The sequence below is a fragment of the Alkalihalophilus marmarensis DSM 21297 genome, from assembly GCF_000474275.2.
In the GTDB taxonomy this organism is placed as follows: Bacteria; Bacillota; Bacilli; order Bacillales; family Bacillaceae_D; genus Alkalihalophilus; species Alkalihalophilus marmarensis.
Genome location: NZ_ATAE01000061.1, coordinates 1 through 284, shown reverse-complemented (window position 1 = coordinate 284; position 284 = coordinate 1). Strand labels below are relative to the sequence as shown.

Annotated in this window: 1 protein-coding gene; it reads left to right on the top strand. The window is 35.6% G+C overall.

Going from position 1 to position 284, the window contains the following annotated elements:
- Positions 1–102: 102 nt before the first annotated feature.
- Positions 103–284: transposase (locus A33I_RS18585; protein WP_022629821.1), on the top strand; the 182-nt coding region annotated here is incomplete at its 3' end.

Genomic DNA, 284 nt, shown 5'->3' with positions numbered 1-284 from the left:
CAGGCTGTTGAGAAAGTCTTCTCAACAGCCTATTTTTATACTTTAAACCGATTATACATATAGATATAATAAAAATAGAAGAAAAGTGCTGAGGTGATGACATTGTTACGTCCGATTCGTGAAAAACAAATTGAATTAGAAATCGTATCTATTGATCAGCTGGTTCCTGAAGATCATCTATTACGGAAAATTGATGCGTCGATTGATTTTAATTTTATCTATGACCGGGTGAAGTCTTTTTATTCCCAAGATAATGGGCGTCCTCCCATTGACCCTGTCATGCT